The organism is Flavobacterium acetivorans (genome assembly GCF_020911885.1).
Lineage (GTDB): Bacteria > Bacteroidota > Bacteroidia > Flavobacteriales > Flavobacteriaceae > Flavobacterium > Flavobacterium acetivorans.
The window spans coordinates 2562807-2589805 of the sequence record NZ_CP087132.1 but is presented as its reverse complement, the minus strand read 5'-3'; the positions used below and the strand labels follow the sequence as shown (position 1 = coordinate 2589805).

General features: G+C 35.1%; 25 protein-coding genes and 1 pseudogene. 14 read left to right on the top strand and 12 right to left on the bottom strand.

Going from position 1 to position 26999, the window contains the following annotated elements:
- Positions 1-2 precede the first annotated feature (2 nt).
- From LNP19_RS11350 to LNP19_RS11320, 7 genes and pseudogenes are all read left to right on the top strand, one after another.
- Entirely contained in the window at positions 3-263 is a 261-nt protein-coding gene (locus LNP19_RS11350; protein ID WP_230062030.1) for a GNAT family N-acetyltransferase, read from the top strand.
- A 17-nt stretch (positions 264-280) separates the two neighbouring features.
- A complete protein-coding gene (locus LNP19_RS11345; RefSeq protein WP_230062029.1) occupies positions 281-799 on the top strand; it encodes a GNAT family N-acetyltransferase in 519 nt (172 codons plus the stop codon).
- 12 nt (positions 800-811) lie between these two features.
- Positions 812-1348 (top strand): GNAT family N-acetyltransferase, encoded by a 537-nt coding sequence (locus LNP19_RS11340; RefSeq protein WP_230062028.1) that lies wholly within the window; start codon positions 812-814, stop codon positions 1346-1348.
- A 6-nt stretch (positions 1349-1354) separates the two neighbouring features.
- Positions 1355-2077: an AAA family ATPase gene (locus tag LNP19_RS11335; RefSeq protein ID WP_230062027.1), complete on the top strand. Its 723-nt coding sequence runs from the start codon at positions 1355-1357 to the stop codon at positions 2075-2077.
- Positions 2074-2277 (top strand): annotated as a pseudogene (locus LNP19_RS11330) (YggS family pyridoxal phosphate-dependent enzyme); the annotation flags it as partial. The gene LNP19_RS11335 and the pseudogene LNP19_RS11330, both read left to right, overlap by 4 nt.
- 58 nt (positions 2278-2335) lie before the next feature.
- A complete protein-coding gene (locus LNP19_RS11325; protein ID WP_230062026.1) occupies positions 2336-2968 on the top strand; it encodes a chloramphenicol acetyltransferase in 633 nt (210 codons plus the stop codon).
- A gap of 250 nt (positions 2969-3218) precedes the next feature.
- Positions 3219-4109, top strand: coding sequence for a DMT family transporter (locus LNP19_RS11320; protein WP_230062025.1), 891 nt, complete (start codon positions 3219-3221; stop codon positions 4107-4109).
- Positions 4110-4311: 202 nt separating this feature from the next.
- Here LNP19_RS11320 and LNP19_RS11315 read toward each other — a convergent pair whose 3' ends face one another.
- Complete coding sequence (locus LNP19_RS11315) at positions 4312-5151, bottom strand: MBL fold metallo-hydrolase (protein ID WP_230062024.1); 840 nt, start codon at positions 5149-5151, stop codon at positions 4312-4314.
- A 210-nt stretch (positions 5152-5361) separates the two neighbouring features.
- Between LNP19_RS11315 and LNP19_RS11310 the strand changes: the two genes are divergently transcribed.
- From LNP19_RS11310 to LNP19_RS15435, 3 genes are all read left to right on the top strand, one after another.
- On the top strand, positions 5362-6261 hold the full coding sequence (locus LNP19_RS11310; RefSeq protein WP_230062023.1) for an AraC family transcriptional regulator: 900 nt from the start codon (positions 5362-5364) through the stop codon (positions 6259-6261).
- Positions 6262-6410: 149 nt separating this feature from the next.
- Positions 6411-7556, top strand: a complete 1146-nt coding sequence (locus tag LNP19_RS11305) for an LLM class flavin-dependent oxidoreductase (RefSeq protein WP_230062022.1) — start codon at positions 6411-6413, stop codon at positions 7554-7556.
- A gap of 99 nt (positions 7557-7655) precedes the next feature.
- On the top strand, positions 7656-7790 hold the full coding sequence (locus tag LNP19_RS15435) for a hypothetical protein (protein ID WP_255665581.1): 135 nt from the start codon (positions 7656-7658) through the stop codon (positions 7788-7790).
- Positions 7791-8193: 403 nt separating this feature from the next.
- On the opposite strand, the gene LNP19_RS11300 is transcribed toward LNP19_RS15435, so the two are convergent.
- The 4 genes from LNP19_RS11300 to LNP19_RS11285 are packed head-to-tail and all read right to left on the bottom strand — an operon-like array spanning position 8194 to position 14576.
- Entirely contained in the window at positions 8194-8598 is a 405-nt protein-coding gene (locus LNP19_RS11300; protein ID WP_230062021.1) for a response regulator, read from the bottom strand.
- Entirely contained in the window at positions 8588-9244 is a 657-nt protein-coding gene (locus LNP19_RS11295; protein WP_072945225.1) for a response regulator, read from the bottom strand. Before LNP19_RS11295 ends, LNP19_RS11300 begins: the two co-directional genes overlap by 11 nt.
- Complete coding sequence (locus LNP19_RS11290) at positions 9241-9681, bottom strand: response regulator (RefSeq protein WP_230062020.1); 441 nt, start codon at positions 9679-9681, stop codon at positions 9241-9243. Before LNP19_RS11290 ends, LNP19_RS11295 begins: the two co-directional genes overlap by 4 nt.
- A 5-nt stretch (positions 9682-9686) precedes the next feature.
- On the bottom strand, positions 9687-14576 hold the full coding sequence (locus LNP19_RS11285) for a PAS domain S-box protein (protein WP_230062019.1): 4890 nt from the start codon (positions 14574-14576) through the stop codon (positions 9687-9689).
- Positions 14577-14964: 388 nt separating this feature from the next.
- On the opposite strand from LNP19_RS11285, the gene LNP19_RS11280 reads away from it, so the two are divergent.
- Complete coding sequence (locus tag LNP19_RS11280) at positions 14965-15159, top strand: hypothetical protein (protein WP_230062018.1); 195 nt, start codon at positions 14965-14967, stop codon at positions 15157-15159.
- Between the two features lie 185 nt (positions 15160-15344).
- Here LNP19_RS11280 and LNP19_RS11275 read toward each other — a convergent pair whose 3' ends face one another.
- Positions 15345-16109: an XRE family transcriptional regulator gene (locus LNP19_RS11275; RefSeq protein WP_230062017.1), complete on the bottom strand. Its 765-nt coding sequence runs from the start codon at positions 16107-16109 to the stop codon at positions 15345-15347.
- A gap of 85 nt (positions 16110-16194) precedes the next feature.
- Here LNP19_RS11275 and dinB point away from each other — a divergent pair, with 85 nt between their 5' ends.
- Both dinB and LNP19_RS11265 read left to right on the top strand, forming a co-directional pair.
- Positions 16195-17379, top strand: a complete 1185-nt coding sequence (gene dinB / locus LNP19_RS11270) for a DNA polymerase IV (RefSeq protein ID WP_230062016.1) — start codon at positions 16195-16197, stop codon at positions 17377-17379.
- Positions 17380-17449: 70 nt separating this feature from the next.
- Complete coding sequence (locus tag LNP19_RS11265) at positions 17450-20512, top strand: DNA polymerase III subunit alpha (protein WP_230062015.1); 3063 nt, start codon at positions 17450-17452, stop codon at positions 20510-20512.
- A gap of 234 nt (positions 20513-20746) precedes the next feature.
- On the opposite strand, the gene LNP19_RS11260 is transcribed toward LNP19_RS11265, so the two are convergent.
- From LNP19_RS11260 to LNP19_RS11240, 6 genes are all read right to left on the bottom strand, one after another.
- Positions 20747-21193: a hypothetical protein gene (locus LNP19_RS11260; protein WP_230062014.1), complete on the bottom strand. Its 447-nt coding sequence runs from the start codon at positions 21191-21193 to the stop codon at positions 20747-20749.
- Between the two features lie 9 nt (positions 21194-21202).
- The gene (locus tag LNP19_RS11255) at positions 21203-21517 is read right to left on the bottom strand and encodes a hypothetical protein (protein WP_230062013.1); all 315 of its coding nucleotides are present in this window, start codon (positions 21515-21517) and stop codon (positions 21203-21205) included.
- A gap of 20 nt (positions 21518-21537) precedes the next feature.
- On the bottom strand, positions 21538-21666 hold the full coding sequence (locus LNP19_RS15430; protein WP_255665580.1) for a hypothetical protein: 129 nt from the start codon (positions 21664-21666) through the stop codon (positions 21538-21540).
- Positions 21667-22240: 574 nt separating this feature from the next.
- Positions 22241-24244 carry a tetratricopeptide repeat-containing sensor histidine kinase gene (locus LNP19_RS11250; protein WP_230062012.1) on the bottom strand — a complete coding sequence of 668 codons (2004 nt, stop codon included), beginning with the start codon at positions 24242-24244 and terminating at the stop codon, positions 22241-22243.
- Between the two features lie 92 nt (positions 24245-24336).
- A complete protein-coding gene (locus tag LNP19_RS11245) occupies positions 24337-24543 on the bottom strand; it encodes a hypothetical protein (RefSeq protein ID WP_230062011.1) in 207 nt (68 codons plus the stop codon).
- Between the two features lie 349 nt (positions 24544-24892).
- Positions 24893-25606: a LytR/AlgR family response regulator transcription factor gene (locus LNP19_RS11240; RefSeq protein ID WP_230062010.1), complete on the bottom strand. Its 714-nt coding sequence runs from the start codon at positions 25604-25606 to the stop codon at positions 24893-24895.
- Between the two features lie 98 nt (positions 25607-25704).
- Between LNP19_RS11240 and LNP19_RS11235 the strand changes: the two genes are divergently transcribed.
- Positions 25705-26361 carry a response regulator gene (locus tag LNP19_RS11235; RefSeq protein ID WP_230062009.1) on the top strand — a complete coding sequence of 219 codons (657 nt, stop codon included), beginning with the start codon at positions 25705-25707 and terminating at the stop codon, positions 26359-26361.
- The last annotated feature ends 638 nt before the right edge of the window (positions 26362-26999 follow it).

Below are 26999 nucleotides of genomic sequence, written 5' to 3'. Positions count from 1 at the left end.
GAATGTTAGTGTATTATTTTCTTCCGTACACAGCACAGAACCGACCTGCAATTTATATGAAAGAACTTTATGTAAATGACAAGTACAGAGGGCAAAAAATTGGCGAACAGTTGATGAATGCTGTAAAGGAAGAAGCACGAATTAATAACTGTGGAGTAATAAAATGGACAGTTGCGCCTTGGAACGAGGGTGGAAAAAAGTTCTATGAACGTCTGGGAGCAAAAGAAAATAGCGAGTGGATTAATTATGAATGGAGTGTTTAAAAATTATTAGGATAGTAATGGAAAATATAACGATACTAGGCGTAACATTAAACGATATTGAACAATTACAGACAATTGGCAGGGAAACATTTTTAGAGACATTTTCTTCTAGCAATACCAAAGAAGATATGGCAAAGTATCTAGCGGATAGTTTTTCTATCGAAAAGCTAACCGAAGAACTGAATAATGAGCATTCCGAATTTTACTTTGCGGACGTTGATGATAAAGTGGTAGGTTATCTGAAACTAAACTTGGGTAGTTCCCAATCAGAGATACAAGACAGCATTAGCCTTGAAATAGAAAGGATTTATGTATTACAGCAATACCACGGAAAAAAGGTTGGACAGGTGCTGTACGAGAAAGCAATGCTGGTGGCAAAAGATAAAAAAGTGAATTATGTATGGTTGGGAGTTTGGGAAGAAAACCCAAGAGCCATCCGCTTTTATCAGAAAAATGGATTTGTAGAATTTGATAAACACATTTTCAGATTAGGAGATGATGAACAGACCGATATAATGATGAAAAAGTTTTTGTAAAATGTATTATTTATGGAGTTTAACATTCAACCTATACTAGAAACCGAAAAGGTAATCCTTTATCCTTTACAGGAAGAGGATTTTGAAGTTTTATATACCACAGCTTCCGACCCCAAAATATGGGAACAGCATCCCAACAAAGACCGTTGGAGAAAGGACATATTTAAAACATTCTTTGACGGAGCAATACAAAGTAAAGGTGCTTTTAAAATTGTAAACAAAGTTACAGAAAGCGTTATCGGCAGTACCCGAATTTACGATTATAACGAACAGGAAAACTGCATATTTATCGGCTATACGTTTTATACAGTTGCTTATTGGGGTAAAGGATTAAACCGATTGGTAAAAACCACAATGCTGGACTACCTTTTTCAATTTGTTTCAAAGGTGTATTTCCATATCGGAGCAGATAATATCCGCTCACAGATAGCCATCAGTCGCTTAGGTGCTGAAAAAGTTGCAGAAAAGGAAGTAACTTATTTTGGCGAAGCACCCAAGCTGAATTTTATGTACGAAATCAGTAAAGAAAAATGGGAGCAGGAAATTTAAAGCAGAATGAACGTATTTGACCTTACTATAAACGACAAAGAACAGGTGTCATTAAACGATGTATTTCTTGATAAAGCCAACAAAGAGAAGTTTGGACAACTCATCAAGGAACATCAATATATTGAAGAATTGACCCAATACGGACTGCCTGTAAATAACAAAATATTGCTTCACGGCAGTTCGGGCTGTGGCAAGACGATGACCGCCAAAGCCATAGCACGGGCATTGGGTAAAAATATCCTGATACTCAATTTGAGCAATGTGGTTTGTTCACGCATTGGCGAAACATCGCAGAATATCAAACAGGTATTTGATAAAGCAGGCAGGGAAAAAGCCGTTTTGTTTTTAGATGAATTTGACCAGATAGGAAAAGCGAGGGGCAACGATAATAAAGACGTAGGCGAAATGCGGAGGTTGGTCAATACACTCATTCAGTTGATAGACTATTATCCTGAAAAAGCATTATTGTTATGTGCGACCAACCATCCCGAAATTATTGATACAGCTTTATTAAGGCGGTTTCAGTTGCTGATAAACTTTGAAATGCCTACACCCCAAATTTTAGACGAGTATTACAACAAGCTATTATCTCGATTTCCTGCGGAGTTACAGAACATAGAACGCAAATACAACATTTCATTTGAAGAAGCCAAAGACCATACGTTTACATCGATAAAATCGGTACTGATAAAAGAACTGGAAGAAAAACAAAAAAATGCCGAAGTATAAATGAAGAAATCCTACAAAACATAGCCGTCATACAAGAGCGGATAAACAAAGCTTGTAAAGAAAACGGCAGAAATCGCAATGAAGTAAAATTGCTCCTGGCAACCAAAACCGTGCCTGCGGAGCGTATCAAAATCGCTTTGCAGGCAGGGCAAACATTGATAGCCGAAAACAAAGTACAGGAACTCAAAGAAAAGTACGAATTGTGTATATTTACAAATTGGCAGTATTTCTTCAATCCCCATTAAATAGAAAACCAAGATGAATGAAATTGACTTAGAAAAATGGAATAGAAAGGAACACTTCGAATTTTTCTCAAAAATGGCAAGTCCATATTTTGGAATTATTACTGAGATAGATTGTAGTAATGCTTACAAGAAAACTAAAGAAAACGGACAATCATTCTTTTCATATTATCTTCACAAATCTATGTTAGCAGTAAATTCAATTGAAGAATTGAGACTAAGAATCATAGATAACAAAGTTATAGAATTTGATCAGATAAATGCTGGTTTTACAGTTGGAAGAAAAGATGGAACTTTTGGTTTTGCATTTGCCAATTTTTCGAATGATTTTGAAGCTTTTAATGCTGAAGTTCAAGAAGAAATTCAAGCCGTACAGAATTCAACTGGATTGCGGTTAAACGATGATGATGTAAAAAAAGATTTAATTCGTCATTCTACAATTCCCTGGACTTCGTTTACAGGACTTTTGCATCCAACTAATTTTGATAGAACAGAATCTGTTCCAAAAATAACATTTGGAAAATTTAATATTCGTGAAGGAAAAAAATATTTGCCAATATCAATCGAAGCTCATCACGGATTAGTAGATGGTTTGCACCTTGCTAAATATTTAGAAGAGTTTCAAAAGCAACTTAATAAGGAGTCTTAAATCCGCAAACCCACTTAACTATAGTTTGCAGATTCTTTTTATGGCAAATATTCAAATAACGTATCGTAAAAATCCTTCTAAATTATTTTTGAAGAGATTTAATTCCATTTTTTTTTTTTACTTTTGTATTCAGTAAGAATTAAAAGGCTAATATTCCAACATTAGAGAAGAAAATTGGGGATATTAGTTTATTTTGCACTTCAATGCATACTCTAATAGTTAATGTAAAAACCATTATTCTATTAGTAGTATGGACAAAAAAAACTTATATTTATTTCTGTTAATTTTAGGCACTGCTTTTTGGGGTGTCTCCTTTACTTTTGTAAAAGTCGGAGTAGGCGAAGGTTCTCCATTTGCATTTTTATTCTTCAAGTTTTTCGTAGCCACGTTGTGCTTGATCGCAATTTTTTTTAATCAATTAAAGTATATCACGAAGAAAACTTTTCGGATTAGTATTCTTATTGGAACTCCTTTATTGATAGGGACAATTCTGCAAACTATTGGATTAAAATATACCACAGTTTCCAATGCAGCCTTTATAACGGGTTTAGATGTTATCTTAATTCCAGTTTTGAAGTTGTTTATTTACAAAAAGAAAGTCTTGCGCAAAGTTTGGTTTGCTTGCGCTTTGGCGTTGACAGGATTATACATCATCGTTGTAAAAGACGATTTGACCTTAAACGTTGGTGATTTCTGGATTTTGGCGTGTGCCTTAGCTTTTGCTTTATATGTTTTGCAGGTGGGGAAATATTCTAACGAGGAAAGACCGATGCCAAGTGTGATCTTGTTGATGCTGTTCTGTACGGTCGGATGCTTTGTTTTTGCCTTATTTGACACCAATACTGTTTGGCTGCCCGATACAAATGGCTTCTGGACGGCAGTGCTTTTCGCAGCGTTACCCGCAACAGCTTATATGTATGCAATTCAAAATGCAGGACAAAGATATTTAGGGGAAGAAAAAATAGCCTTAACTTACTTATTTGAACCTGTTTTCGCCACAGTCGCTGGCATAGTAATTCTGAAAGAAGCATTATCCACAGAGATAATCATCGGCGGTATATTTATTATCTCCGCGATGATTATTTCCGAAGTGAATTTTAAGAAGTTGAGGTCGAGGATGTTTAGTCAGCGTACGCTATAAACTTACTATAATCCGATTTCCTTTCTCTAAATGGTACTAACTTTAAAATTAAAAGATACAAAAACCTGTAAACTTGCAGGCTTTTGTATCTTTTACAATGTCGTGAAAATATGGACGATATCTCGGTCTTAGCGAATCGTTCGGCGATATCGAGGTATAAATTGTCTTCCCATTTGTAAAGGCCTAGGGAAGGTAGCCAACTTTAAAGAGAAAGTTTGATTACTTCTCCATCCTGAGGAATGATCAATTTGTCTGTCCCGATATTGAATTCGGCAGCTTTCTGGCTTAAAGAGCTCCTTGTTGTTCGGCAATGATCCAACGCATCCATATGAACTGCTATAACTTTTGCTTTTCCGCTCTCATTTATTAAAGCCATTGTTTGGGCTTCATCCATAATAATTGGTACATTTTCAAATCCTTGCATCTGTGCTCCTCCAGAATTTACAATGATATAATCAGGTTTGAATTTTTTAATAGTCTTTTTAATATCTTCTGTCCAGATCGCATCTCCAACGATATAAACCGTCGGTTGATTCTTTGCTTTTAATACAAATCCAGATGTTTTACCCATCATTTCCAATACCTCGCCAGTGCCATGCTGCCCTTCTACTCGATGAATGTTTATCTCATTCCATAGCACATTGCCCTCTAAAACGGCTGCACTTGTAAAACCTTCCTTTTGGAAGAATTCCTTATCTGCGGGCTGATGCATTAGTGCTATGGATTTATCCAGGATTTTACTGGCAGCCTTGTCAAAGTGGTCATCATGTGTATGTGTCACTAAGACCAAATCTACATCTTTAACGATTTCATTTACGGGCATTTTCAGATCAACTGTTGGGTTTTTTTGGATTCCAGCCCAAGAATCAATTGCTCCTTTTGGAGACAGCATTGGATCAACTAAAATCTTTTTTCCGCCATACTCTATGAGTAATGTTGCATTTCTAACTAACTGAAGAGTCGGTTTCGTGTTCGAATTGGTTTGGCCAAATGATAAGGCCGCTGATAGCGTAAGCGCTACTGCTAAAATTACTTTTTTCATAGTTTTTTATTTTAATAATGTTTGACACTCCTTATTATAAGTATTTTGGAGTAATTAATACATTGCAAAGGTCGGGACAAGGTGTTGTTGTTAAGGTATCAAACGCTTGCTAATTACTACCATTTTGATAATCTTGGCTTGTCGTTAAATCATCAGTAAAAGTCTTTTAATGCACATATTCACTAACTTTGTGTATTTAAAAAGTAAAACATGAAAACGATTAAATTTCATAAGACGGAATGCGGCGTTGATTTTCTATTGAATGTCTTAACCGAAAAAGACATTGATTACACTGATAGTGGCACATTTGATACCGACTATTTCGAGATTTTATTTTTTAAAGAAGCAAAGGGTATACTCATTCTAAACCAGCAAGAAATTGAGTTAAAGGCTGGTTCGATTATCTTTATTTCACCGTTTCAAAAGCGAAATTGGAGATTGGACCCTAATAATCTTCAGCTTACTACTTTGGTTTTTCAAGAAGCCTTTTTAAATGACTTTTTTGCCGATAAGCTATTCACTTACCGCTTACTGTACTTTTACCAGTTGGTACATCCTTTAAAAATGAATATTGATAAAGATGAAATGCTGAAATACTGCAGCCTTTTGACCGAGATCAAAATGGAGTTATTGGCTAGCGAAACCGATAGTGTCCATATTATTCGCTCCTTATTATACTATCTTCTACAGACACTAAACCGTCGGTATGCAAAACAATATGCACTGTCTTTGTCAAAACCAGGAAATAACCTGGCTTTTCACTTTAAGAATTTACTAGAAATCCACATCAAGGAGAAGCAGCGGATCAACGATTATGCAGAAATGTTGGGCATCAGCAGAATTTCACTGAACAAAGCAATCAAAGCCCAGTTCAACACTACAGCTACGCAATTACTAAAACAACGACTTCTTTTTGAGATACAAAACTTGCTGCTTCATTCAAACAAAACTATTAATGAGATAGCTTATGAACTTCATTTTTCAGAACCGAACCATCTGATGCGATTCTACAAGACTCAAACGGGCCAAACCACAACTGAGTTCATCAACAGTATGACAAACATTCCCAGAAAAGCAGGAACAAATCCTGCCAAGAATTTAATGCTATGATTTAGCTGTTATTTCATCTTGAGATTGCTAACTCTTTAGTTAATAGGCTTGGAATAGGTTATCAAAAGGGTATTCTTTAGATAGTTTTTGGTATATTATTTTCGTGCGTGCAGACTTAATTTTGTAAAATAATTTAAAATTAATATGCCATGAAAAATAATGTTATAAATACGGGTAGCCCAGATAATAAACCAGCTTCTTTTCAACCGCTTGGAAAACAAGGAAATGCTCCGGTTCCTTTGTCAATTCTGGATGTGGCTACAACCGGAAAAGGGTATTCTGCTGCAGAAGCCGTTGCTACCAGTATTGCCTTGGCAAAATTTGCTGACCAACGTGGGTTTGCTCGTTATTGGGTAGCAGAACACCATGGTATGCCTGCTGTTTCCACATCTTCACCCGCCATGTTGCTTTCCAGACTTATCGGCGAAACAAAAAATATACGATTGGGATCTGATGGTATGATGTTACCCAACTTTCCGCCCTTGGTAGTTGCCGAACAGTTTGGTATGCTTCAAGCAATGGCTTCAGGACGTATAGATTTAGGAATAGGCCGTGCCCCTGGAACCAATGGACTTACGGCATCAGCACTTCGTGGTAACCATTTAGGAGCGGAGGATTTTCCAGATTTGTTGACAGAACTATTGCATTTTCTTAAAGATGATTTTCCTGATGGACATCCTTTCAAGAACAGGGTATTCGCCGTTCCAGGACCAGGACAAGATCGTGAAAACGGTATCGCCCGATCTTTTGACAGCCCATCGGTATGGTTATTAGGTTCTTCAGGATATTCTGCCCAATTGGCAGGAAAATTGGGATTGCCATTTGCCTTTGCCGCACAGTTGGCTCCAGAGAATATGCTATTTGCATTTGATCTGTATAAAAAGAATTTCAAAAAGTCAAAGGTTCTTGATAAACCACATACTATAGCATGCTTCTCTGTATTTGCGGCAGATACTGTAGAGGAGGCAAAAATCCAAACGCATGCCTTTGCACACAGTATGCTTCGGATGATGAAAGGACAAACCTATGTTATTCCATCTCCGGAAGAATTGAAAGACTATAGTTACGATCACTCAGAAAAGTTTGTATTGGAAAGCTGGCATGAAAAAATGATATATGGAACTGCAGATCAAGTTGTAAGCCGGTTGAATGAATATCAAAAGATCTCAGGTGCAGATGAACTGATGATTGCCAACTTGGGGCATTCTCCCGAAGGCATATTGCATTCGGCAAAATTGATAGCTGATGCTTATAATATGCCCACTTTAGGGCTTGAAATAAATTTAAACGAGTAATATGGATATAAGTATTTTGTTATATTTGGTGGTAATACAACGGAGGTTATTTATAGACTGACGTTAGTGACAATTTTTAACAAACTTATTAAATTTATTATGTCAACAACTTATCACACAAATGGAAGAATAAAATGGAGTTCACTAGGAAGTGCCTATCATGATAATGGAAGTTTTGGAAGTTATTATGCAAGAAGTTATTCAAGTAACAAGCAACTGAAAATCTATAGCTAAAGAAATAGGAATTTCAAGAAATGAGCAGGAATTAATGATAAAAGCATTCCATTTTTAGTAATCTAGCTGGAAAAACTAGTCAAATTGACCACCCAATTCCAATTCAAAATGACCACCTCCATTTTTCATTAAAAACTACTTTTTTTTATCTGTTAATTACAGTATTAATGATGATTTATTTGTTGAGCTGCGTCGTAAAGGAAATTGTTGGAATAATGCTGTAGCGGTAAGCTTCTTCAAATCTTTGACCCGAGCACAGCCAACAGACGAAGCAATACATTGAAACTGGGTATAACAGAAAAAAAAAGACATTGATTTGCCTTTTCTACGCTCGGGTCTACTTTGAATTATGCAACTATTGAAGAATTTAACAATCAAATTAATTACAAAAATGTAGCTTAACTTATACTGCAGGTTTTATGTGCATATCCAATATTTCGGTAATATCAGCAATGGATAGTGGTTTGTGATAAAACTTTTTAACAATTGAGTATTTTTTTGACCTTTCAATATCTGGTTTGTCTGTAGATGATGACAAAATATACAAGGCTACATTTTTGTAATCATTAAGCTGTCGTGATTGTATTTCATCTAAAAATCCCCACCCATCCAACATAGGCATGTTTAGGTCTAAAAGAATAATACATTTGGAAAATTCTCCTTGATGCCCATTTAATTTTTCCAAACCAACTTTGCCGTTTTCACAATGAATAAATATCAAAGTACGATCCATTTTACTCATCATTTTTTCAATGATAAAACGAACAATCGGATCGTCATCAATTATGTATATCGTTTTATTCAACATTGTTATTCAATTGGATTTCTTGAGCTTCTTCTGTGATCTTTTTTACAACAGCATCCATTTCATTAGATGAAATTCTAAGTTGCTTTAGCCAAAACATCAAATCATCGAGTTTCTCTTTCTCGGTTTCAATCAAATTGATAATACCCAATATCCGTGCTAAAGGGGCTCTCACTACATGAGACTGTGTCCATGCAATTTTCCTGAGTTTTTCATTTTGTGCTTCGATATGCATAACATATTGACTTCTACTAAATGCAAATTCAATACTCTTATGAAGAATACTGGGTGTTACTTCATCTTTAACCAAAAAATCATCTATCCCTAGTTTAAGACTATCTTTAGCTAAGTAAAGATCGGTATAACCCGTTAAAATGATAACGGGCACCTGCACATTCTCCGCAATTATTTTTTGAATTAACTCTAAACCTGATAAGTCAGGTAAATGTAAATCCAGAAGTATTAAGTTAATGTTATCTTTCGTTGGATTATCTGTAAATTCTTTATAATCACTAAAAGTCTTACATCTTTTTATTTGAACAGTTCTAAATGTTTCTATAAGGTAATCTTCAATTAATACAAAATCACCATCATTATCCTCTAGAACAAGCACAGATAATGTTCTTTTGATTTCTTGATATTTTTTCATTTAGAAAGTGTTGTTAGCTGAAGCCAAAATTCTTCAATTTTTAGAACTGCCTTGACAAATTCTTCCATTTCCAAAGGCTTTTGAATATAACTGTTGCAATATTTATTATATGCCTTTTCTATATCCCCCTGACAAGAAGATGTGGTCAGCATGATGACAGGAATTTTTTTTAAGTATTCATCTTCCTTAATTATGGCCAACACTTCATGACCACTCAATATTGGGATGTTAATATCCAGAAGAATCAAGTCGGGTTTTAGCGCTTCTGAAAAATCCCCTTTACAATAAAGGAAGTCTAATGCCTCTTGTCCATTTCTAGTCACACTGACCTGAGTTTGAAACTTACTCTCTTCAAAAGCATCGAGTGTGAGTAAAACATCACCCTCATTGTCCTCTACAAGAAGAATATGTGCTAATTTCAAATTTTTTGTATTCATAGTGTCTAATTTTTAGTTTTTAAAATTGTGAAATAAAACGTTGTCCCTTCTCCCACTGTTGATTCAAGCCTAATTTCACCTCCAAGAAACTCCACGCTACGCTTTGTTACAGACAATCCAATGCCTGTCCCGTCATAATCTTTCCTGTTATGTAATCTTTGGAAAATTATGAATATTTTTTCATAAAATCTTTCATCTATCCCTATACCATTGTCCTTTATCGCAAACTCATAGAAATCACCTTTTTCTCTTACACTAACATCTATAATTAGTGGCATATTCTCTTTAGAATATTTTAATGCGTTATCCAATAAGCAATGGAAAATTTGTGTAACAGCAGCCTTATAAGTGACCAAAACAGGAAGGTCATCATAACTTATTATAGCATTCTTTTCTTCTATTAACTTTCTTCTTAGAAGTAAAAACTCTGATAATATTTCATTCAGCTTTATAGGTTCTTTTTGCTCAGTAGGGCTGTTGGCTCTGGAATAAAGCAATAGATCCAGTATAATTTGTTTCATTCGCTTGGCTCCATCAGTGGCATAATGAATGTATTGTAGTGCCTTATCATCAAGTTGATCCGCATATTTCCTTTTCAATTGATCCATAAAACTAGTGATCATCCTGAGTGGTTCCTGCAAATCATGAGAAGTTATAAAAGCGAATTGCTCCAGTTCTTCATTAGATCTTTGCAGTTCTTTAGTTTGAGTCTCCAATTTTTGATTGATTGCTAATAACTTTTCTTCTTGTCTTTTACTTTCAGAAACATCAGTCATTGCACCTATCATTCTGATAGCTTTACCCTTATTTTTCCTTATAATTAATCCTCTGTCGATGACATAAACAATATTTTCATTATCATCAATTACTCTATACTCTGCTTCCCAACGATTTATTTTTGGGTCAATTATTGATCTTTCGATACTTTCTTTTAACTTTTGGATATCATCCGGATGAAATTTTTCCTTCCAAAATTGCTCCTTCTTTAACTCTTTTGAAGTTGTTTTGCCAAAGAACTTATGAATATTATCAGATCTATAAAATTGATCATTTGCTATATCCCAATCCCATATGGCATCATTGGTTGCCTCTGTGACTTTTTCAAAACGCTCGTTGGCTTGTATTAAACGTTCATCAGCTTCTTTTCTAAGGGTAACATCTGTAAAATAAATGGAAAGACCAGTTGAAGATGGATAAGCATTCACTTCAAACCATTTACCCAATGTTTCATATTTCTCTTCAAAACGTACCGTTTCTCCGGTCTCCATCGCATAGTGATATTGTCGGTAAAAATCAGAATCAATAGCATCAGAATAAGCTTCCCAAAGATTTTTTCCAAGTATTGACTCCTTAGCAAGCCCTAAAAACTTTTCAGCCTGTTTGTTCCAATAGGTAACTATCCAGTCATTACTTACAGTAAAGAACGCATCACCAATACTTTCCAGAATATTATTTTTTTCTTGATATGCTTTTGTTAATTGTTCTTCACTTCGTTTTCTTTCGGTTATATCTCTAAAGAAAATAGACAGTCCGTTGGAAGATGGATAAATGTGGTTTTCAAACCATAAATCATAGGGCTCATAATACTCTTCAACATGTACATATTTTTGAGTTTCCATTGCTCTCTCGTAAGCTAAATGAAAAGGCTGATTCAGTCCCTCAGGAAATTCTGTCCAGATATGCTTACCAATCATTTCTTGTGGGTTTCGATTGAAAATTTCTCCCGCCTTTTTATTCATATATGTATAGCACCAATTGCTATCTAAGGCAACAAATGCCTCTGTTATGCGTTCTAAAATTCTGTTTTTATCATTAAGTGCCTGAACTAATTGTTTTTCTACCACTTTTTTATCATGGATATCCTGAAAACTGCCTGAAATTCGTTTGGCGACTCCATTAAACCTTTCCACTTTTCCAATAACTCTTACCCATCGCTCTCTTTTATTATTTGTAACAATTACTGCTTCAAAATCAAAGTCTGAGCCGTCTTCTATGCTTTTGCTGATCAAATTGGTAATCATAGGACGAAAATCTTCACGGTAGAAATTGAGAGACATAGCAAGATCAGGTGAAAAGTTTTTCGAATCGGTTTCGTGTAGCTGGTGTACCATATCAGACCAAAAAGCTTTGTCCTGTTCAAAATCTACTTCCCATGAACCTATTTTAGCTATTTTGTTGGTTTGTGTATTCAGATTTCTCAGTTTGTTTTCTTCTGTAATGTCCTTGGCCGATATGTATATTAATTCTTCTTGAGGATTAAAAACGCATTGCACATTCAAAACAATAAAATGACTGGTTTTAGAGAGAAACCTTGCTTCAAAACTTTGATTAATGGTGCCGTTCTGAAACGATTGTAAAACCTCTGACAACTTGAATAAATCTTCTGGAAAGATGATGTCCTTTAGAGAGTTTTTATGGAGTTCTTCTTTAGAGAACCCAAGCAGCTCTGAGCTGGACTTATTAATCTTTAAAAACCTACATTGTATATCGGCAATACCTACAATATCAGGAATTGCATCATATAAGTGTTTTAAGTCTCCTTCTAGTTTTTTGCGATTAATTTCAGAAGCCACAAAACTTTCAAGCCGTTGAATAATGTTACTGTATTTTTCAAGAAAACGACTATCTTGATTAGAACCCAGAACTAAAACGCCAATTACCTCATCTTGAAAAAGCAGCGGAATACCAGCAACTGAATTCAACTGCAACTGCTTGCATAATTCTGTGCGAAGAAATAGGTCATTCATAGTTTCCTTATCCCATATTTGTCGATCTTTCAGTTGCCAAACTTTTCCAAGAAGACCTTTTCCTTCAACAAACTTTTGAATTGAGTTATCATTTATTGTGGCAGTATTATGTATATGTGTCCGACTGAATAGTTGTAGATGACTTCGCTCCAGATTGACACACCATATTTCAACTAAATCGAATTTACCGAACGCTTGTATGCTTTCACATACATTTTTACAGGCATCTTCAAGTCTGTCTTCTTCACTAAAATTTTTGCTTATTTCAGCCAACAAAGCAAGTTCCAGCTCTTTGTTTTTTTGTTCAGTTATATCTCTTTCAATGGCTATCCAGTGGGTGTAACGGCCGCTTTCGTCCGCTATAGGTGTTACATTAAAATGCACCCAAAATTCGTCGCCATTTTTTTTGTAATTAACGGTAGTTATTTCATATTCCTCCCAATTACGCAATGCTCTTCCAAGCCTGGATAAAGCCTCTAAATCTGAATGAGGACCTTGCAAAATACGTGGCGTTTTACCAATTACTTCCTCAGCTGTGTAGCCTGTCATTTTTGTAAATGCTTCGTTTACATAAATAATTCTATGGCCCGCCTCATCAAATGGTTCGGCTTCAGTTATTAATACTGCATCATTGGCGCTGGTTATTACACTGCTTAGCAATTTTAGTTTTTGCTCTTCTTCTTTTTTCTTTGTAATGTCACGTGATACAGAAAGCAGTTCTTTACCGTTTTCACCTGTTTTTTTTATGGGAGACACTAATACATTCCACCATTTGGGGCTACCTTTAGCAGTAGGACAAAATGCTGTAAACTCCACCGTTTCACCAAGCAGTGCTTTTTCTACCGCATTTTTTATCATCAGTTCATTATCCTTACCCCAAAGCGTCCACCATTCTTTATTTTTAAATTTAGAAAAATCGTCAATCTCCATTAAACAAAGGCCATTGAGATTCATATACTGGATTCTACCTTCTGCATCAATTACTTTTAAACAATCAGGACTGCTCTCCAGAAGCGTTCGGTTAAACAGTTCATTAGCTTCCAATTGTTTTTTTGTGTCAATTTTATCCGTTACGTCCCTTGAATTGGCCACTATGCCCTTTACATCAATATTGTCAAGCATATTGGTTAGTACTGTTTCAACCCAACGCCATTCCCCTTTACCATTTTGAAAACGAAACGGCTCAACCTTAACTATTTTTTCCTCAATAATTTTTTGTAGAAACTGCAAGGTCTTTTCTCTATCGTCCGGATGGATAAAATCGAAAGCATTTTTCCCTATAAAATTTTCAGGAGCTATCCCAAAAATAGAGGTACTTGTTGGGCTAACATAAGTGTAATTACCATCTAAATCTAATATGCCAATTAAATCAGATCCTTCCTGTACTAATGCCTTGAACCGATTTTCATTTTGTTCCAAGGGTCGCTTTTGTTCTACAGTTTCCCTGGCATCCTTTACTACACAATACATGAGTTTGGAATCTCTATCGCAGCGGGTAGACCATAGGTTATATGCTATGCTACCATCTTTTCTTTTGTATCGGTTAACAAAAGGTTTTACTTGTTCACCTGCGATAATGGCTTCTGCAATTTTGTTTGTTTTTCCGATATCTTCCTCTAGTACCAGCCGTACATAGGGTGTATTTAAAAGCTCTTCTGCTGTATATCCCCAATGCGATTTTGCTTCTTCACTTACGTAAACAAAATTTCCCCCTTCATCAATAGTACAAAAAACATCTAATGAAGCCTCCATCAACAATCTAGCTTGATAATTTTCTTGAACAATACTCGTTACATCAGTATTTCGACAAGCTACACTTTGGACATTACCGTCTTCATCTTTTATTGGCAAGAAAGAAATTTGTCCATATTGTTTCTCGTTGTTAAATGGGTGGAAGAACTGTTCTTCAATTGTGAAAGAATCTCCTGAAAGGGCTCTTTGGTAGTAGGCTTCCCACTTTTCAATATATCCCTCGCCCAGTCCTCCCTGTAAAATTGAAGTATTTAGTTCTTTTTCCACACCTATTATTTCCTTCATCAGGTTGAGATAGGATTTATTGGCATAAATCAAATGTAATTTATGGTCAACCATCCAAATCAAGTCTTTAGCTTGGTCGAGTAGGAGATCGCTGTATTTTTTACTATTCATTTTTTCAATTTTATAATCAAGGTTGTAAAAGTGCCATCATAACATGAGTAAAAATGACTCTTTTGATTTTTGAGCTTTGGCTCCTTTGTCAAGAAAAACCAAACGTTCCATTTTGCGTGTGGTTTTTTTCCTGTGCCCTAACGTTCTGGCATTACAGCCGGTTTGGAACTAAATTAAGCTCATTCTTCGGATTTACCACCCGAGACTAGCGAACAGGCGAAGCAAATCATCCCAAATAGAACCCGAGGCTGAAAGCCAAACCAGCCGGAGACAAACCATCTTTCCCTTAAGTAAATTGCCTAAATCCGTTATAGCTAATGTCGAACTAAACCTTCAATAGCACATACCGAGATTTTGTACATTACGAATATAACCAAAAAATATAATTATGGTCGCAAAAAAAAAAGCAGCAGAATTAAAAAGTTATTACTGGACAGAAAATGCCAATATATGCGAAGAATCAATAGAGTTTGATGAATCTGGGTATATTAGAAATACAATAGTTGGAATAGTAGAACAAAATGGAATTCTTTTGAACAAAACCTTGTATTTATCATTTGCAAAAAACTATCAGAAAATTTAAAGGAAGAATATATATCAATATTATATAGTCTGTATCGGGTAAATTCAAAAAGCGATAATTTTTTAGTTGGATTAGAAAAAGCTGAGGAACTTTTAAAAAATGAATAACAATAGAAATAGCATCTAAGGATGCTTTTCCACTTTACCATTTACCAAGCTCTCCGAAATCTCCTGACACAGCCTCTACTACCCCCTAAATTTCAAATCCTGAACCTCTCTTTTCAACTCCAATAAAATTTCTTTCAAACTTTCCATTTCGGTTACAGGCTGCTTACTGTCAGTCCGTCCAATATTACATTGGTATTCCCATATTTCGAGAATTTCAGAAAATTTAACTTCATAGTTAGGATAAAACCGATTATCTGATTCTAAAACCAATGCATTCTTTTTGTTCTTATTAAGACGCTTATACACCATCCCTTGATTTTTAGTAATCAGGATATAAGTTCTGCCATCTTGTACTTCACCGATATGCTCTACATAGCGTCCCACAATAATAGAACCATCCTCATGCGGTGGCATTGAATCACCCTCTACCGGAAAACCACGATGTTTCCCGGAACCCAAAAAAGGCAATGAAATCTGTTGCAGGCTTTCAATATATTCCGGATCTGAATAACCTGTAAGATAGCCCGCCTTTACCTTTTCAGTAACAATCTCTATACTATCATTCCCATTCTGGTCCACTTGGATGGGTAGAATAAGTCGGTTGTTTTCTAAATTAATCAAATCTTGAACATCAATTTTACGAACGTCTACTGACAATAGTAAATCAATACTGATATGAAAATGATAAGCGATCTTCTTTAGGATATCATAAGGAGCTTCCGAGGTACCGTCTTCATATTTGACATACCGACCCCTGGTAATTTGCAAGTGCTCGGCTAATTTTTCCTGAGAGATTTTATCCCTTACCCGCAATGCTCTGATATTATCTGAAAATAACGACATAATAATATTGTTACAATTTGTAACTACAAATGTACATATAATTGTTAGTATCTATACTAATTTTGTAACCTACAAATTAAAGAATATGACAAGGGCAATTGTACATCTCGACATGAATACTTTTTTCGTCTCCTGCGAAAGAATTACTAACTCTCAATTAGAAGGTATCCCTTTGATTATTGGCGGTGGTGACCGTGGTGTGGTGGCCTCTTGCTCCTACGAAGCACGCCGTTTTGGGGTGCGTTCAGCTATGCCAATCCATATGGCACTGAAGCTGTGTCCACAAGCCAAAGTGATGAAAGGCGACATGGAATTGTATTCTAAATATTCCCATACGATCACTGAAATAATTCAGGAAAAAGCACCTGTAGTGGAGAAAGCAAGCATTGATGAATTTTATCTCGACATTACCGGAATGGATAAATTCTACGGTAGTTACAAATGGACCAACGAACTGGCACAGAGAATTACAAAAGAAACGGGATTACCCCTAACTTTTGCTTTATCAGTGAACAAAACCGTTTCCAAAATTGGCACTGGAGAAGGAAAGCAAAAAATGAATTTAGAAATACCGGAACACTTGGTAAAGCCATTTCTAAATCCTTTATCCATACAAAAGATTCCGATGGTGGGCGATGTTAGCTTTCGATTATTATCAAGAATTGGGATTCGCACCATACAAACACTTTCCGAAATGCCTGCCGAGGTCCTGCAACGAATGATTGGTAAAAATGGTATTGAGATTTGGAAAAAAGCCAACGGTATCGATAACAATCCTGTGGAACCCTACACCGAGAGAAAATCAATTTCTACCGAACATACCTTTGATCAGGATACCATTGATATTCAAAAACTGAAATCAATACTTGTTGGCATGGTCGAAAAATTAGCCTTCCAACTGCGATCAGAACAATGGCTAACCTCAACAGTTGTCATTAAAATTAGATATGCCAATTTTGATACCGAAACCAAACAATGCAAAATAGCATATACCTCAGCAGATCATATACTCACCAAAAATGTCGTAGAACTATTTGACAAACTCTTTCAACGACGGATGAGATTGCGATTAATAGGTATTCGCTTTAGTGGCCTTGTTAGAGGTACCTACCAAATCAACCTTTTTGAAGATACCGAAGAAATGCTTGCACTATATGCCGCTATGGATAAAATGAAAAGCCGTTATGGTTTTGACGCCGTAATGCGTTGTGCCGGAGCTTCATTCAAACCCAATAACAAAAACGAAATTTTAAAACGATCCTCTAAATAAAAAAAAACTCACTACTCACTGTCATCCTGAGCGAAGTCGAAGGACACTATTCACTATTCACAACCCACCAATGTACCTCAACTGCCATTCCTTCCATTCCCTACGTTACGGTACCATTTCACTGAATGACCTTATTAGTCAAGGGGTTACCTGTGGCCTAAAAGCAATGGCACTCACAGATATTAATACAGTAACGGGCATTTATGATTTTATAAAAGGCTGTAATGCAGTTGGAATAAAACCTTTGGTAGGCATGGAATTCCATTCTGAAAAAACCATGCGATACATTGGTATTGCTAAAAATGCCAATGGATTAGCAGAAATGAATCAATTTCTGACTTCATATAATTTCAGTGGAGAAGCCTTACCGCTTTATGCTCCGGAATTCGATTCGGTTTATATTATTTACACCTTAGAAAATGCGCCTAATACACTTCGAGACAATGAATTTATAGGTCTTCGTCCAGAGGAAGTTCCCAAACTATTTGCTGCAGAACTTAAAAGTAAAATAGCCAAAATGATAGTGCTGCAACCCGTAACTTTCAGAACCAAAAAAGAATTTAATCTGCATAAAATACTACGAGCAATTGATTCTAATATTATTTTATCAAAGTTAACGGAGGCCGATTATTGCAAAACATCTGAAGTATTAAAACCAGTAGAAGAACTTTTAGCGGTCTATGGGGAATACCCCGAAATTATCCGAAATACAGAAAAACTAATAGACCAATGCAATTTTGAATTTGAATTTAATACGCCTAGAAATAAAAAACATTATACTAATAATAGTCAGACCGACATTGCTTTACTGACTTCGTTGGCCCAGCAAGGTCTCCTTTGGCGATACGGAAAAAGCAACATCCAAGCCAAAGCGCGTGTAGAGAAAGAACTTAAAGTCATTAACCAACTGGAATTTAGCGGTTATTTTTTAATTACTTGGGATATCATTCGCTACAGCAACAGTCGTGGCTTCATGCATATTGGACGTGGTAGTGGTGCCAATAGTATCATTGCCTATTGCCTTGGTATCACTGATATATGCCCTTTAGAACTGGACCTTTACTTTGAACGTTTTTTAAATGAAAATCGAAAAAGCCCACCCGATTTTGATATTGATTGGAGTTGGAAAGAACGCGATGTTATTTTGGAATATATTTTTAATCGCTACGGCAAGGAAAATGTGGCTTTTTGTGGTACGAATGTCGAATTCAAATACCGTTCTATTTTTAGGGAAGTGGGAAAAGTGTTCGGTCTTCCAAAAGAAGAATTAGACATGCTCGCCAAAAATCCGATGAAGCTTCATGAAACGAATACTATTGTGAAATTCGTACAAGAGTACGGTCTGATGCTCGAAAAATACCCCAATCAACGCAGTATGCATTCCTGTGGTATCTTAATATCCGAAGAACCGATAACCAATTATACGCCACTGGAAATGCCCCCAAAAGGCTTTCCAATTGTGCTTTTTGATATGCACGTTGCCGAAGATATTGGATTTGAAAAATTTGATATACTAAGCCAGCGGGGTATAGGTCACATTGACGATAGCGTAAAATTGATTGAGAAAAACCGTGGGATCCGGGTAAATATTCGAGACACCTCCATTTCTAAAAATGAAATGCTAGCCAACAGTTATTTGGAACAAGGCAAAACCATTGGTTGTTTTTACATCGAAAGTCCCGCCATGAGGGGATTATTGAGAAGATTGAAATGTGATAATTATAAAACATTGGTCGCCGCTTCTTCTATTATTCGTCCTGGTGTGGCCAAATCAGGAATGATGAAAGAATATATTTTCAGACATAACAATCCATCCCAATTTGAGTATTTCCATGAGGTATTTAAAGAACAATTAGGGGAAACCTATGGGATTATGGTCTATCAAGAAGATGTGATAAAAATTGCCTTGCACTATGGTGGCTTACCCGCTGCCGACGGGGATATTCTTCGTCGTGCAATGTCCGGTAAAGGGCGTTCACTGCAAGCGCTACAAAAAGTGAAAGACAATTTTTTTGCCGCCTGTGCTCAAAAAGGGCATCCTATAGCCTTGAGTGAAGAGATTTATCGCCAAATAGAATCTTTTGCAGGCTATTCGTTTTGTAAGGCGCACTCTGCTTCTTATGCTGTGGAGAGTTACCAAAGCTTATACCTGAAGGTCTACTACCCTATTGAATTTATGGTGGCCGTTATTAATAATCAAGGTGGTTTTTACCGCACCGAAGTCTATGTTCACGAAGCAAGAATGGCAGGGGCAACAGTGCACAATCCCTGTGTGAATAAAAGCAATTATGAAACCAATCTCTATGGCACCGATGTCTATCTTGGCTTCATGCATCTACTGAGTGTGGACAGTAAAATGGCTTTGTTTATAGTATCAGATCGGGAGAAAAATGGGGACTTTATTTCGTTAGAAGATTTCATTAATCGCATTCCAATGGGCATCGAAGGGATCAAAACATTGATTTTCATAGGGGCCTTTCGTTTTACAGCCAAAACTAAGAATCAACTTTTGGTTATTGCCAGTCTATTACTCAACAACCTAAAACCCGAAAATAAGAATCTAATGCTATTGCAAGAACCCGTTAAAGAATACAAACTTCCCAATTTAGAGCGTTCCCTCTATGAAGATGCTTTTGATGAAATCGAATTGCTGAGCTTTCCCGTTTCCTGTACCGTATTTGATTTACTGCAAACCAAGTACCGCGGAGAGGTCATGGCCAAAGATTTAATCAGTCATCATAAAAAGCAAGTGAAGATGCTGGCCTATCTCATATCACGCAAGCAAGTCCCCACCACGAAGGGGAATATGTATTTCGGTACTTGGATCGATAACGAAGGAACTTATTTTGATACGGTGCATTTTCCTGATAACCTGTTACAATTCCCTTTTCAAGGAGGTGGCTGTTATTTGTTATTAGGTACTGTAGAAGTAGATTATCATTTTCCAACGCTAACCATCTCAAAAATGGCTAAAATGCCTTTTGTACCTGACCCCCGTTATATGGACGCCAAGGATCAATACAAAACCCAACAACAAATCAAGGAAGATGTCAGCAGCACACATCGCGCCCCTTATCCTCAAGAGCATGAAATTAATCTACCGAGGGAAAAAATGAATACAACTAAGTACTAAGATGAGTATTGAATAAAATGAGGTTTAAGTTATACTGCAGATTTTATTTGCATATTCAGTCCGTTCATGTGTAAGAGTCCTATACTTTGCAAATGCTCATGCCCCTTATAACCTCTATCCAGTACTGTTAAACCTGCCAGTGAATTTCCCGCTCCGTCCTGCACTTTGGCAATATTTCCCCAAGCATCAAAGAGGCGTTTTTCTACTATTTGTCCCGAAGCATTAACGTAGTACCTAATCTAACTCTTTTGACTTAAATATAATCTTATGTGTCCCATACAAAAAGGAATTTCTCCCTCCTTCTCCTATTCTAATTTTATTTCTACTAATATTGATACTATCATATTTGTCACCAAAAACAAAATCATTTTTTTTAGAATCATATTTTAGAACTCGGAAAAAATAAAATGTATAAAAATTTTTATTTTTTGATAAGTAAAAATATAAATCAGACCCTATTAAAGTGTCTTTTTTAATGGTATGCTTATGCAAATATTTAAAACGGCTATCATGATAAGAATTTTCATAAATTATTTTTTTCAAAGAATCTATATTTTTCGTGTACGAAAAAAAAACATCCTTCTCTGATTTATTTTCAAAAGAAAAATAGACTGGTTTCTCAGCGCATTTTGTACTCATCAATGAAATAGCTAAACCAATAATAATCAATTTAATTTTCATAAAATTACTTTAAAAAAGTTTAAGAGCTAAAAACTTACTAAAATTGAAAATAGATAATGGAGAAGATGGATACTTCGTAAGGTTGTTAAAAACACTTCCAAAATAATTATTAGACAAATGATTAGCCCATGTTTCTGTCCAATAACTATTCGCAAAACTCATGTTTGAAGTTAATAAACTTTCTGGAGCAATCACTTTATAGAAACCTTCTAACCCTACAAAAGATTGTCTGTATTGAAGTATATGACCAAATTCGTGACGAAATAACTCTTTTACATTCTCATTACCCTTACCTAAAAGAGTATAAGCTCCTTTACCAACCATAATTCGACTTGGAGGCAAAGTCAATCCTCCTGAACCTCCCCAGAACCTAAAAAGCCGAGATCAGCTTCATACACATTTACTCCTTCAAATTTCCCCATATACTTTCCTACACTATTAGCTGGAAGTTTACCATCTGGCCCTAATTTCACAGAGAAAAGTAGATTATGAAGAACTGAAAAAGGAGGTGAATTCTGATATCGATTTTGAAGAACTTAATGATTATTTTCCTTTCGATAGCATTGATTTTATTTTTGTCAGTTCTTCAATTATTACTTCAAACGAAGCGAAGCAGCCATAAATCATTTAATCTTGTATAATTTTTTTATTGCTTCTCGGGTTTGTTTTGTTATTTCAGCTCTACGCGCTACTTCTAAATCCTTTTTAAATTTTTCACAACAGCTTTTTATACTTATTGATTCGTTGTTTATTACTCTTATTATAGCCCGTTGGCCGTGGGTTTTACATTTTTTGGATTCAAGGAGGTCAACAATTCTTTTTACAACTTTCATTTTCGGGCTTTGGTTCTGTGTGTATATTAAATTGTCCGAAAAATAAAGATATGATTTTGGATAGTAGTTAAACGGGATCAAAATTTAAGAAAATAGGTAGTTTTACTGCAAAAAATGTTAAAGTTTCATTTGGTAAAGTGCTGTAAAAATAGAAAACTCCTTCTTTGGCTCTGTTGACAAAGAAGGAGGACTAATTTTTTTGTACTGTGATTGTTTAAAATATGATCTCTATGGTTGTGCCCTTTTCTGAATTGGAACTAATTTTAAGTTCTCCATTTAATGCCTCAGTTCTGCTTTTAATATTCTTAAGTCCAATTCCCTGTTTCACTTTTTCGGGATTAAATCCAATTCCGTTATCCCAAATACGAATGCTTATGTTATCGGCAGTTTTTAATAGCATTATATAACACCTTTCGGCTTTTGAATATTTGTTGACATTCTGCAAAGCCTCTTGAATAATGCGATAGATATGTATTTTGTTGGCACTTGCAATCTTCGACCAGTCAATATATTTATCTATTGATACATCAAACTGTGTATTGTATTGGTTTTGTTGGGATTCTACTAAAGTTGTTATGATCTCCGCCAAACTTTTATCTTCAAAAAGTAGGTTTTCAGTCAAATCATGAGAAACGCGTCTTATTTCATTCTCCGCTTTTTCGAGTTCTTCTACCAGTTGTTCTTTTTTATCTACCGCATTTGGATCTAATTGAATTAAGTTAAAACGAGTCGTGAAAATGCTGTTTACTATGCCATCATGTAATTCCATCGCTATACGATTTCTTTCCTCTTTGCGGGCTTGTTCGGTTTCCGATTGCTGTTTTAGCATTAATTGGTATATTTTTTCATTGGTTTCTTGCTGTTCCTGAATAAAAAGTAGTTCTTTATTTCTGGATTTTAGACGGTATATGACAAAAAAGATCCCTAAAAAAAGAGTAATTATTCCGGATCCAATAATGATATTGGTATTCCTTTTAGATAAAATTTCATTTTTTTCTTCTACCTGATCGGTTTCATAGGCTATTCTTGCAAATTTATTCCGGGTTGCCCGTTCCGCATTTTGAACACTGTCAATAGCCTTAATGTATAGATTTGAATAATAAGTCTTGTTTTTAATATCATTTTCAGTTAATAATTTCAATGATTGAATAATATCGTAATTACTTTTAATTTTTTTGGATAGTAGGAATCCCTCTTTTATGTAAGTAAGAGCTTTACTGGTATCTTTTTGACTAAGATAATATTCACCAATCTTAATTTTACTGGCTACTATACCTGGTTCTGTTTGAATGCTGTCACGGATTTTTAAAGATTCTAATAATAAATCCTCAACACCATTGTCTCCTAGTTTCATTTTTGAATACCCGAGATTATTTAATAAAGCGGCGTAGGATTTAGGATATTTTTGTTTTAAATTATTTGTTTGCAATCCTGTATTATACATCTGTATTGCTTTGGGATAGTTCTCCATTTTTTCATAGACGGAGCCAATATTATTGTAGCATGATGCTCTTGATTTAGCAATCTTTTCTTTAGGTTCATTTTGACTATCCAGTTTATCCAATTGTTCTAAAGCAAATCCATAATATTCCAAAGCTTTTTCAAAGTTATTTAATTCTTTTAAACACAATGCTACTATAATATTCGCTTCATAGATTAGTCTTGTGTTCTTTGTTTTTGAAAGTAATTTTAGAGCATTTACTCCTTGTATTTCACCTTCATTAAAGTTTCCAGTATCATATAAAATCCCTGCTTTATAAAGGGCTAGTTTGCCAGAGTTTAAATTATCTTTTATCTTATGATATAATTTTTCTGACATAGAATAATATCTGTAAGCGCTGTCATATTGTACTTTGGATTCATAATAATCGCCAAAATAATAAAGTGATTTTGCTATATGCGGAACATCATTTCTATTAATTGCTAATTGATGTATTTTTTTTGTAGTCCTTAGATATTTATCTAAGGAATTACAATTATAATATTTAACCGCAATTTTAAAATATAAATTTCGATTAATTGAATCGTTTTCCTGACTCTGCAATTTTTGGTATATAGTATCTAAGTATTGTTCTTCAATGTCTGCTTTTAAAGGTGAATCTTCTATCTTTTTTATCAACGATAAAATTTCGTTTCTTTTTTCGAATTCAAATTTCTTTTTCTGACAAGAAACGACCATTACAAACAAGATAGGCAGGATAATTATTTTAATTTTCAACTTTAAAAAAATTTATAAATTTCATCAAAAATAAAATTAAAAACCAGACAATGTATTTTTAAAACACATTATCTGGCTTAATGATTGGATTATTATGTTTTGGTTTTATCCTTATCCCCATCTCCATTATCCGGTAGGGCAGAATTTATAATATTGAGCGTATCTATAATTTCAGCCGAGAAGTCTTCGTAATTATTTTTGGTAGTCATCCTTTTTGGCTCTTCAATATTGTCAGTGGTACAAGATGTCATTGAAGCCACGGCAGCGATACAGCCGATAGCAAATACTAGCTTTTTCATTAAAAAATGTTTTAAAAATTAAAAAATAATTTATCACGGTACGATCCTGAATGGAGTACCTTTTTTTAAGAAAAGCCGGGAATTGACCGTTCTGAGCGATTGAGAATGACACTACTTTAAGGGTAGATTTTCCCCATTCTCAATAGCTGATTTGAAGCTTCTGTTACTTTATAACAGGGGCAAATTAAAGGGTAAAAACGCATTAGTTTTTTAAATTCCGGGCTGTTATAGTGAGTCTGTAGACTACACTAGTATAAAGGGGAATCGAAGCGGTGAAAGCAGCTGTTTGAAATAATAAACTTGAAGCAATCATTGAAAAAATACCGGAAGAAAGATTCCTTAAAGAGGGCTACATATTAATTTTTCTAATGATAGCATCAATATTGTCCTTGTAAGTCAGAGAAAATGGCAGGATTTCATTATAATTGAGGTAACATTTTAATTTACTAAAATGTATGCGTGAAACATGATTAATATTGACGATATAGCTTTTATGAATTCTCAAAAAAAAAAAAGGAAGTGTATTTTCGAAATGCTTTAAAGTTTTATAAGCATTAACGGTTTTGCCGTTTTCCATCTGAATGTCAGTGGTATTGTTGTCCGCTTTTAAATAAGTAACATCTTGCAAGGATACAAACTGATAATCACTATAGGATTTGATACATATACTTGTGGTAATGCTGGGTGGATTTCTTTTTTCAAACTTAAAAAGACTTTTTCCTAGCTGATGCAGTTGCAAAGGCAGTATTATGTAATCAGAGAAGCCTGATTGTATTGCATCAAGAGCGTAGTCTGGGGATGAGGACAACGCAATGAAATAAGGCATGGTCTCCATATATTGAAATAATTCGGATATGGTTTTAAAAAATAGAGCAGCTTCATCAGATTTTACTGGAATTCGTACAAATACAAGCAGTGGTTTTATTTTTATAATTTGATTTATTGCCGTTTGTGTATCTTTGACAACGCCGGCACAAAAATAATTAGGAAAATTTTCGAAGAAGTCCAAAATTTCCTTTGTAACTGTATTGCTATCGTCTATTATAAGAAAGGGAAAACGCATGCTGTTGTACAAAATTAAGTAGGGCGCAAGCTAGAGAAGAGCGCATTTTTTTTGTTGCAGAAAAACTGCCTATTTTGTTAAAGTTATATATCTGATTAATGAATGTATTTTTGGTAGATGATCATCCCATGACTGTGGAAGGCTATAAGAATGCTCTACTTGGAGAGCCTTTTGCTAGGTATCACCCCATTTTTACTAAAGCTTATAATTCTAAAGAGGCCTATTTTGAGCTTGAGCGAGCGGTCTCAAAAAGGGCAAACTTTGATATTGCAATCATTGACAAAAGCTTACCTGCATATGAGCAAAAATCTATTTTGTCAGGCAGTGACCTTGCTGTTTTGATCAGAGATAAAATGCCTGATTGTAAAATTATAATGATTACTGCCCATACTGAAGTTATCATTGTTTATGATATTGCCAAGAAAATAAGGCCGGAAGGACTTATCATAAAAAACGATATTACTCCTGATAAATTGCAGCAAGCCGTAATGGAGGTATTGGACGGCAATCAATACCAAAGTCCTATGGTAAAGAACTGTGTCAATGAAATATGGAAGAAGGAATTAATGATTGAAGATCACAATCGTCAAATTCTGTTGTATCTATCCAAAGGATTCAAAATAAAAGAATTGGAGGGAATCATCTGCCTCACAACCAGCGCTATCCAAAAGCGCATTGTTCGTATGAAAAAAGCCTTTGATGTTACTGACGACACCGGTCTGGTAAAAGAAGCCATTAAGCAGGGATTTATTTAATATTATTTCTACAATTTTAACATACTTTACCTAATAACTACCTTTTTTGTTAAAGGTTGTTTTCGTTTTATATATAATCCATTTCTTCTTTATATTTTCGTTTTGTAATATTATTCCTTATTTATATCGGATAGGTATTTATATTCATAAACAATATTACAAAATACCAAATACGATAAATCCAGTTGCTAGAAATACCTGAACTACAGCATTTTTTTTGTGAATTTAAATGAGATAATATTAAACGTTATCTTTTCTCTATCAAAGGTATATATTCGTTTTAAAAATCACGGGCAATCAGGCGATCTCTCTCCGGTCGTTCCCTTTGTTCCGTTCGGCTGTTCCAGTTGGTCAATCTTACATTTTCATAAGAACTTTTTCGGTAAATAGGCAATCTGTTTTTCAATTCGATAGCTAGGTTTCCCTCCGTTCCACAGACACTTCACAGCACTACAAAAACAGCAGCTTGCAAATAAGCAGCTGTTTTTTGCACTGTTTCGTTCCTCATCTTCACACGCTCACTCACTGCGTTCGTCGGGGCTACTGCATCCGCAATACCGCTTCATTCCGTTTCGCTTCCCTCTTCATTCTTTAAGAACTACTCGATATCATTACACTTTTTATCACCCTGAGCGCAG

Coding starts and splice junctions, on each gene's coding strand:
- LNP19_RS11350 (WP_230062030.1), top strand. CDS start 3: ATGTTAGTGTATTATTTTCTTCCGTACACAGCACAGAACCGACCTGCA.
- LNP19_RS11345 (WP_230062029.1), top strand. CDS start 281: ATGGAAAATATAACGATACTAGGCGTAACATTAAACGATATTGAACAA.
- LNP19_RS11340 (WP_230062028.1), top strand. CDS start 812: ATGGAGTTTAACATTCAACCTATACTAGAAACCGAAAAGGTAATCCTT.
- LNP19_RS11335 (WP_230062027.1), top strand. CDS start 1,355: ATGAACGTATTTGACCTTACTATAAACGACAAAGAACAGGTGTCATTA.
- LNP19_RS11325 (WP_230062026.1), top strand. CDS start 2,336: ATGAATGAAATTGACTTAGAAAAATGGAATAGAAAGGAACACTTCGAA.
- LNP19_RS11320 (WP_230062025.1), top strand. CDS start 3,219: ATGGACAAAAAAAACTTATATTTATTTCTGTTAATTTTAGGCACTGCT.
- LNP19_RS11315 (WP_230062024.1), bottom strand. CDS start 5,151: ATGAAAAAAGTAATTTTAGCAGTAGCGCTTACGCTATCAGCGGCCTTA.
- LNP19_RS11310 (WP_230062023.1), top strand. CDS start 5,362: ATGAAAACGATTAAATTTCATAAGACGGAATGCGGCGTTGATTTTCTA.
- LNP19_RS11305 (WP_230062022.1), top strand. CDS start 6,411: ATGAAAAATAATGTTATAAATACGGGTAGCCCAGATAATAAACCAGCT.
- LNP19_RS15435 (WP_255665581.1), top strand. CDS start 7,656: ATGTCAACAACTTATCACACAAATGGAAGAATAAAATGGAGTTCACTA.
- LNP19_RS11300 (WP_230062021.1), bottom strand. CDS start 8,598: ATGTTGAATAAAACGATATACATAATTGATGACGATCCGATTGTTCGT.
- LNP19_RS11295 (WP_072945225.1), bottom strand. CDS start 9,244: ATGAAAAAATATCAAGAAATCAAAAGAACATTATCTGTGCTTGTTCTA.
- LNP19_RS11290 (WP_230062020.1), bottom strand. CDS start 9,681: ATGAATACAAAAAATTTGAAATTAGCACATATTCTTCTTGTAGAGGAC.
- LNP19_RS11285 (WP_230062019.1), bottom strand. CDS start 14,576: ATGAATAGTAAAAAATACAGCGATCTCCTACTCGACCAAGCTAAAGAC.
- LNP19_RS11280 (WP_230062018.1), top strand. CDS start 14,965: ATGGTCGCAAAAAAAAAAGCAGCAGAATTAAAAAGTTATTACTGGACA.
- LNP19_RS11275 (WP_230062017.1), bottom strand. CDS start 16,109: ATGTCGTTATTTTCAGATAATATCAGAGCATTGCGGGTAAGGGATAAA.
- dinB (WP_230062016.1), top strand. CDS start 16,195: ATGACAAGGGCAATTGTACATCTCGACATGAATACTTTTTTCGTCTCC.
- LNP19_RS11265 (WP_230062015.1), top strand. CDS start 17,450: ATGTACCTCAACTGCCATTCCTTCCATTCCCTACGTTACGGTACCATT.
- LNP19_RS11260 (WP_230062014.1), bottom strand. CDS start 21,193: ATGAAAATTAAATTGATTATTATTGGTTTAGCTATTTCATTGATGAGT.
- LNP19_RS11255 (WP_230062013.1), bottom strand. CDS start 21,517: ATGGTTGGTAAAGGAGCTTATACTCTTTTAGGTAAGGGTAATGAGAAT.
- LNP19_RS11245 (WP_230062011.1), bottom strand. CDS start 24,543: ATGAAAAAGCTAGTATTTGCTATCGGCTGTATCGCTGCCGTGGCTTCA.
- LNP19_RS11240 (WP_230062010.1), bottom strand. CDS start 25,606: ATGCGTTTTCCCTTTCTTATAATAGACGATAGCAATACAGTTACAAAG.
- LNP19_RS11235 (WP_230062009.1), top strand. CDS start 25,705: ATGAATGTATTTTTGGTAGATGATCATCCCATGACTGTGGAAGGCTAT.